At 64.6% G+C, this 7,399-nt stretch carries 7 protein-coding genes, 1 pseudogene and 1 other annotated feature; of the genes and pseudogenes, 5 read left to right on the top strand and 3 right to left on the bottom strand.

What is annotated here, in order from left to right:
* Both ybiA and AC1D1T_RS28105 read right to left on the bottom strand, forming a co-directional pair.
* Nucleotides 1–412: riboflavin biosynthesis intermediates N-glycosidase (gene ybiA, locus AC1D1T_RS28110; protein ID WP_477992920.1), on the bottom strand; the 412-nt coding region annotated here is incomplete at its 3' end.
* 130 nt (nucleotides 413–542) lie between these two features.
* On the bottom strand, nucleotides 543–2,852 hold the full coding sequence (locus tag AC1D1T_RS28105; RefSeq protein ID WP_477992919.1) for a TonB-dependent receptor: 2,310 nt from the start codon (nucleotides 2,850–2,852) through the stop codon (nucleotides 543–545).
* Between the two features lie 391 nt (nucleotides 2,853–3,243).
* Here AC1D1T_RS28105 and AC1D1T_RS28100 point away from each other — a divergent pair, with 391 nt between their 5' ends.
* The gene (locus AC1D1T_RS28100; protein ID WP_477992918.1) at nucleotides 3,244–3,648 is read left to right on the top strand and encodes a hypothetical protein; all 405 of its coding nucleotides are present in this window, start codon (nucleotides 3,244–3,246) and stop codon (nucleotides 3,646–3,648) included.
* Nucleotides 3,649–3,716: 68 nt separating this feature from the next.
* Here AC1D1T_RS28100 and AC1D1T_RS28095 read toward each other — a convergent pair.
* A pseudogene (locus AC1D1T_RS28095) lies at nucleotides 3,717–4,912 on the bottom strand (IS3 family transposase); the annotation flags it as partial.
* Nucleotides 4,518–4,634 (bottom strand) — a sequence feature (AL1L pseudoknot). Its footprint overlaps the pseudogene before it by 117 nt.
* 90 nt (nucleotides 4,913–5,002) lie before the next feature.
* Between AC1D1T_RS28095 and AC1D1T_RS28090 the strand changes: the two are divergent.
* From AC1D1T_RS28090 to AC1D1T_RS28075, 4 genes are all read left to right on the top strand, one after another.
* Nucleotides 5,003–5,581, top strand: a complete 579-nt coding sequence (locus AC1D1T_RS28090) for a hypothetical protein (protein ID WP_477992917.1) — start codon at nucleotides 5,003–5,005, stop codon at nucleotides 5,579–5,581.
* 25 nt (nucleotides 5,582–5,606) lie between these two features.
* Nucleotides 5,607–6,185 (top strand): tlde1 domain-containing protein, encoded by a 579-nt coding sequence (locus tag AC1D1T_RS28085; RefSeq protein WP_477829141.1) that lies wholly within the window; start codon nucleotides 5,607–5,609, stop codon nucleotides 6,183–6,185.
* Nucleotides 6,186–6,187: 2 nt separating this feature from the next.
* Nucleotides 6,188–6,700: a hypothetical protein gene (locus AC1D1T_RS28080; protein ID WP_477840181.1), complete on the top strand. Its 513-nt coding sequence runs from the start codon at nucleotides 6,188–6,190 to the stop codon at nucleotides 6,698–6,700.
* Between the two features lie 273 nt (nucleotides 6,701–6,973).
* Nucleotides 6,974–7,399, top strand: coding sequence for a hypothetical protein (locus AC1D1T_RS28075; protein ID WP_477840179.1), 426 nt, complete (start codon nucleotides 6,974–6,976; stop codon nucleotides 7,397–7,399).

Genomic DNA, 7,399 nt, shown 5'->3' with positions numbered 1-7,399 from the left:
CACCCGTGTCGAGCAAGTAGTCACGCAGCGCGCGGTTCTGCGCAAACTTCGCCTCGTTTGCACGCACGACGATGTCAAAGCGCACCGGCTCCCAGGCTGCGTCGTCGAAACCGTTCACGGTTCGGCCGAGCTTCTTGGCCTCTGCCGCCGTTCTGACACCCAGGATTCGAGCGCGCACCGCTTCATCGCGAAAAAATCGGGCCTTCTCGGCCATCATGAAATGCTCGGCCGTCGGGTATCGCTGGCCTTCCACCTCGAAGCTGGCCTCGAACCACTGGCTGAAGCACCCCTTGCCGACGGAGCCGTCGGCGTTCGGCTGGTGGCCCCAGAAGAACAGGTACTTGGGCGTGGCGCCTGCATCGAGCGAACACAGCAGGTCTTCGACGGAGCGGGGGTTCAAGGCTTCAGTCATGGTGGCGTCGGGGATGGACGCGCTCGGGTGGCGTCACGGGTTGCGGATTGTCGCCCTGCTCGCAATGTGGGTGACGCGCTCCCGGCCATTCGCCGCAATCAATCGCACAACGTGCCTCTCGCGGGCGCCTTCAGTCATCGCCCCCCAGCGACACCCGAATCCCGATCCACCCCGCCCGCGGCGCGCCCGGCGCAACGAACTGCTCGTGCCGCCAATCCGCCGGCGCCTGCACCGCCCCGCTGGCATCGAACGCATTCGTGCCGAGCAGCCCGCCCGTCGAATAGCGGCGATCGAACACGTTCGACACCTTGCCGAACAGCTCCCACCCCGGCCGGAATTTCCAGCCCGTGGTCAGGTCCAGCAACGTGAACCCCGCGGTGCTGCCGCTGCCGAAGAAATCCACGCCGTCCGCCTGGTGGGCATTGTTCTCGTTGCCCCGCACGTACTGCTTCGACTGCGCCCGCACCTGCGCGCCGACGCTCCAGCTCGGTGTGGCCTGCAGGTCCAGGCTCAACTTCAGCGTGTGCGCCGGCAGGCCGGGCAGGCGGTCGCCCTGGCGCACCTCGATCTCGTCGTCGCCGGTGCAGGCCGCGCTGGTCTCGGCGCTGCTGTTCGATTCGGAGACAAGGCAGGCCGGCGAGTCGAAGGTGGCGCGCAGCCAGCTGTACGACAGCGCCCAGTTCAGCGCGCCGGCCTGCTGCGACACGCCGAGCTCCACGCCCTGGCGCACGGTGCGGCCGACATTGCTGAAGTAGCCGGCCGACAGCCCGTTGCTGATGAACAGCAGGTCGTCGCGGTTGACGGTGCGGAAGACCGACGCATTCCAGCGCAGCCCCTGCGCCAGCGTGCCGCGCACGCCCGCCTCCAGCGTCTGCGACACCACCTGCTTCAGCGGAGGGTCCGACTGCAGCGCGTTCGGCAGCACGCAGGCATTCGCCGGGTCCGAGCAGCCCAGCTCGATCGGGCTGGGCGCGCGATTGCCCTGGCTCCAGCCGCCATAGGCCGTGAAGCTCGGCGTCACCTGCCAGGTGGCACCGATGGCCGGKTTGAACTTCCGGTAGCGGTCTTCGGCATCGAGATTCGTCGGCAGCCCGAGCTCGATGCGGCCATCGTCGACCGTGCGGACACGGGTGTCGTTGTAGCGGCCTGACAGCGTGAGCTGCAGGTTCGGCCGCAGCGCGACCAGGTCGCTGACATACACGCTCGTGGTGCGGCTGCGGCCGGAGATCCTGGCATTGACCTCCGCGTCTTCGGTCGGGATCACGGCGCGGCTCGCGTCCAGCTCGCCCTCGGCCTCGGTCTGCTCGAAATGGTTGCGCGAGCGGTCGTGCGACAGCCCGAAGGTCAGCCGGTGCGGCCGTGCATTCCAGGTCGCCTGCAGCGCGAGACCTTCGCTGTCGGTGCGCGTGCGCGTGCGGTTCTCGACCCCGGTTTCCTCGACGGCGGGCGGATCGTAGTCGTCGTTCAGGTCGCCGTTCAGCGTCGACGCGCGGTTGCGGCGCGCATAGGCCGTCGCCGCCATCTCCCACTGCGGGCCCAGCGTGGCGGTGGTGTTGAAGGTCAGCAGCGTCGCCTCGTTGTCGGTCAGGTCGGGCCGGGTGTAGACCTGCTCGCGGCGCTGCGCCAGCATCGATTCGGGCAACCCGCCGTTGCCGACCAGCTGGTTGTCGGCATGACCCAGGCTCAGGTCCCACGAGAAGCTGCTGCTGCGCTGCCCGCCTTTGACGAACAGCTGCCGCACCCGCGACGGCGACTCGTCGCGCCAGCCGTCTTCGTTGAGCGCGCCGAAGGCCATGAACAGGTGGCCGGTCTCGCCGAGCTTGCGCCCATGCGTCAGCTCGGTGCTGATGCGGCCGAACGAGCCGCCCTCGACCTCGATCCCGGTGCCCGGGTGCGTGTCGCCGCTCTTGGTCTGCATCGAGAGCGCGCCGCCCAGCGTGTTCAGCCCGAACAGCGGGTTGGAGCCCGGCAGCAGCGTGATGTTGGCGATCGCGGCGCGCGGCAGCAGGTCCCAGTTGACGATGTCGCCGAACGGCTCGTTGACGCGCACGCCGTCGAGGAACACCGACAGCCCCTGCGGCGTGCCGAGCAGCGGGCTGGCGGTGAAGCCGCGGTAGTTCACGTCCATCTGGTACGGGTTGCCCTGCACCTCGTTGACGCTGACGCTGGGCAGCTGCGTGCGCATGAACTCGGGCAGGTTCAGGCTCTGCAGCTGGCGCAGCCGCCGGTCGGTGGCGGTCTGCACGTTGGACGGGATCTGGTCCTTGGGCACGCCGGTGCCGGGCACGGGCGTGGTCTGCACGATCTCGACCTCGGGCAGCACGACGACGGGCGGGGCCGCCGCCGATGTCGAAGCCGGCGTCGAAGCTGATTGCGCGTAAGCGGCGGGCGCGAGGGCTGTCAATGCCAGCAACGCAGCGTTCGCACGGGGGTGATGCATCTCAGGTCTCCGGTGGTGTGTTGTCCTTGTCTCGGAGTTGCGGGAGTCGTCCGGGTGGTGGGTGCCCCACGCTAACCAGCGGGGTCCGCGCGGCCCAGGGAAAAATTCCCGGCCGCGCTGCTCGTTAACACCAAGGGCGATCTGTCCCATCGGACCGGTCTTGACGATGCCTTCGTCCCGCGAGTAGATTGCGGGCACTTTCGGCGCCTCACTGGGCGCAACCTCAGCGGCATGCTCGCCACACGGTCGGCACAGCCCGTCAGCGCAAGTTCTTTGCGCGCGACATCCACGACGTATCAGCACTTGCGGTGCCACTGACTCGAGTCGGTGCACGGCGAGATTCATGGCGTGCGCCCGGATGGCGCGTGCGCATTCAACATGCGGAAAGATCATGAAGATCCTCTCACCCTGTATGGCTGCGCTGCTGCTCGGTTGCGCAGCAGCGTTCGCCCAGAACGCGCCCCTGCCGAAGCCTGTGGCATTCACTGCGCACTTTCAATCGATCAAGGCAGAACTCGAGAAGCCGGATGAGGTGCTCGACCTCGGCGAATTCACTCTCTCCCTGCAACGAATGATCGACCCGAGCATCGACGTCCCCGCCAACCTGAAGCGACTCGATGGCATGGCGGGAGAGCTCAAAGCAATGTTCCCCGTCATGGCGGCGAACAGCAGGGTGAAGGTGGAGGCCCTGAAGAAGTATCTGTACGTGGCAGGCCCGTGGAACGACAACCGCCCTTTCCAGTACGACCTCGACGACCCTCTGGGTCAGAACATTCGCAACAAGCTACTGTCCTGAATCGCCCCGGCTTTCGTGGAGGCCGGTTGGTGTGAGTCAGGCCGTGATGGCCTGACGAGTGGCGAGTTGCGATGGTAGTTTGCCTCGGCTTCGACTGGCGGGATGTAGCCGATGGGCTCGAGCAGCCGGTGGTGGTTGAACCACGAGACCCATTCGAGCGTGGCCAGCTCGACGGCTTCCTTGGACTTCCAGGGCGCACGCCGATGGATCAGCTCGGTCTTGTACAACCCGTTGATCGTCTCGGCCAGCGCGTTGTCGTAGCTGTCGCCCTTGGAGCCKACCGACGGCTCGATGCCRRCCTSGGCSAGYCKCTCGGAGTAGCGGATGCTGACGTACTGCGAGCCGCGATCGGAGTGGTGGATCAGCGCCCCGTCGCGCTCGGGCTTGCGTGCGTACAGCGCCTGYTCCAGCGCGTCGAGCACGAAGTCGGTTCGCATGGAGCTGCTSACCCGCCAGCCYACGATGAAGCGCGCGTAGACGTCGATCACGAAGGCCACGTAGACCATGCCCTGCCAGGTCGAGACGTAGGTGAAGTCGCTGACCCACAGCTGGTTCGGCCGCTCGGCGTGGAACTGCCGGTTCACCCTGTCCAGSGGGCACGGCGCCTTCGCGTCCGGCGTGGTGGTGCGTACCGCCTTGCCCCGTCGCGCACCCTGCAGGCCYTTGAGCCGCATCAGCCGCTCGACCGTGCAGCGCGCCACCGCCACGCCCTCGCGGTGCAATTGCCGCCAGACCTTGCGAGCGCCATAGACCTGCAGGTTGGCGCGGTGCACYCGCTGGACCTSATCGACCAGSACGGCATCGCGCCTGGCTCGCTGYGGCACGAGCGCCGGGTTGCGCAAGCGCGCCGCGTGGCGCCAGTAACCCGACGGGGCAACCTGCAASGCCYTGCAGATCGGCTCGACCCCGAAGTGCYCGCGCTGCGYGTCGATGAACGCYCTCACTTCTTGTGATGGCGGTCGAGCTCCGCCTTCGCGAAAAACGCGCTCGCCAGCTTCARGATCTCGTTGGTCTGGCGCAGCTCSCGCACCTCGCGTTCGAGCTCCTTGATGCGCTGCTGCTCGCTCGTCGTCGGCCCGGGGCGCAGCCCCTCGTCGCGCTCGGCCTGCCTYACCCAGCGCCKCAGCGTCTCGCTCGTGCAGCCGATCTTGCCSGCGATCGACTCAATGGCCGCCCACTGCGACTCGTATTGGCCCTGCGACTCCAGAACCATGCGCACYGCGCGCTCCATCACCTCGGGTGAAAACTTCGGGGACTTCYTCATTGCTCCATTCTCTCAATCGAAGGAGCCTCCTCGGAACCCGGGGCGATTCAGTCCAGCTATCTCGACAGCCACAAGGGGAACTGCGTGTCGATGCCGAGCCTGTTCGTCGTCCTCGGTCAAAGGATCGGCCTGGACGTGACGCTGGCGACGGTGCCCAGGCACATCTTCGTCAAGTACCGCGACGAGCGCGGGCAGCTCTACAACATCGAGACGACAAGCGGCGGCGGATTCGCTCGCGATGCCTGGATGCGACAGCTCTATGAGATGACCGATCTGTCTTTGCGAACCGGCATCTACATGCGGCCGCTGTCAAAGAAGGAGGCGGCAGTCCAGATCGTCGACACCTTGCTCGAGTTCTATGAAGCGAACGGCGTTCTGCAGCCTCGCGTGGACCTGGCGCTGCTCTCGCTGCGCCATGCACCGAGGCACGTCAACGGCATGTTGCACCTCGCAGCAACCTACGGTTGGATGGCCGAGGTCTCCTACATGTTCGACTACAACAGCCCCGATCCACGGATGACATTGAAGGAGCGGCTCAAGTACCAGGACTTGATGCGAGAGGCCATGGAATGGGATCAACGCGCGCAATCGCTCGGTTGGCGCCCCAGCAGCCCGGAAGCCGAGTCCGCCTATCTCAGGCGAGTCGAGGATGCCAAGAAGTCTTTGTAGACAAATGCGACCTGGAGAACTGAAGATGTTCCATCGAATCGATCTCAAGCTTTGTGTGGTCATGCTGGCCCTGACCTCCCTGCACGAAGGCACGGCGGCGCACTACACGCAACCAGATCCCATCGGCCTTGCCGGAGGTATCAACACGTACGCCTACGTCGGAGGAAACCCGATCACCCGGATTGATCCCGCGGGACTCGAGTGGGTCTATGTCCAATCAACTGGCCAGATGTATTACCAACCTACAGCCAATCTCGGTGGAGGCCCCCCGCAGCCGATCGGCGGACCCATGTACGCCGGCCATGGCGCGGGAGTGAACAACCCTGCGCTCGATCTCATTCCGTCGGTTGGTCCGTTGCCGGCTGGTACCTACACAATCGGTCAACAGCAGAACAACATCACGGGGGCTGGCTTGAGTTTGCCCGGCTCGATGCGTCTCACCCCGGAGGCGGGCAACTGGATGCATGGTCGATCCGGCTTCCTTATCCATGGCGACAACAGCGCTGGGAATCGATCAGCATCAGAAGGATGCATTATTCAACCCAGGAGCATTCGAGACCTGATTGGCGGAAGCCAAGATCGCGCGCTCCGTGTCGTTCCATAGCCATGCGCACGCTTTCCGGTCTCGTTTTTGGATTGTTGCTTGCAAGCGCTGCGTTCGCAATTGACGATCGCGCCGTGGAGGTGCCGGCAGGCGGACAGGTCACCGTTGAGGGAACTCGCGCCAAGCAATCCGTACGCGCGATGGTGGCCACGACTGTGATATCGGGAGCGACGGGATCACTCGATGCTTCGGCGCTCGTCGAGCGAGAGTGTGCAGCACGAGACAGCCCGTGCAGTCTCGTCACGAGACTGGAGATTGCCGTGAATGGTCGACAACTCGTTGTTCCCCGATCGTCATTCCGCGGCCTCACCAACGTTCGAACTGCCAAGCTGATCCCGAAGCGGGAGTCCTACCATCTTGTCCTTCGCGGAGGCGACGGAGCAGAGGGATTTGTTGCAACCATCGTTTTCGGTCGGGATCGCGTGATCAAACGCATGCTTGCCAGCAGCTTGGCCCCCGAGGACGTGCTTGAGGAGACTACCTATCGGATTCAAAAGGAGTCGTTCGATCGGTAGTGCAAGCTCTTGCATTCCAAGACGATCATCGAACGATACAAGGCTGAATGCGAATGCTCCAAGTAGCTCGACGCCACTACCGATCGACCATCTTCGGGTCGGCGCTTTTGATGGCAGGGCCGAGATCTCTCCTGCGCATACCGAGGCAGAAAGCTTCGAACAACTTCGGCTGAATGCCCGTCGTACGACGAGATCGCCTCGGGCTTCAAGACATTGCCCAAGGAAGAAGAGCCCCAGGTCCCCGCGAATGTCGACCCTAGAAGAAACTGAGACATGAAAGCCGTACTGGCTGCTCTGGTGGCGCCGATGAGTGCGCCATTGCTGTACGTTCTCGCCACATTCGCATGGTCCGGTTACCCCACATCAGGTCCGGGACATGCCGGGAAACTGATAGACGAGTTCCTGCTTGCCCTTCTGCCGCTGAGCTACTTTCTGAGCCTTTGCATCGGAACACCTGTCGTACTCGTTCTTCAGCGGATTCGGCGCCTGACCACGTGGCGATGTGTCGCGATCGCTGCGCTGATTGGCGCCGCGCTCGGTCTCTGCGCAACGTTCTGGTTCTCCGGCCCGCCTGGAATTCATACGCCGTCGTCAGCCAGACTGGCGTTGTCTACTCTCGGCGCACTGGCCGCAACAATCATTGCCCTGGTGTTCTGCGGAGTTGCCGGGATAGCAGTCATGCGTCGCGAAGCCCTGTGA

It is taken from the genome of Rhizobacter sp. P2_H3, assembly GCF_056403355.1.
The sequence above is the reverse complement of the archived record's forward strand: the minus strand, read 5'-3'. Positions and strand labels throughout refer to the sequence as shown.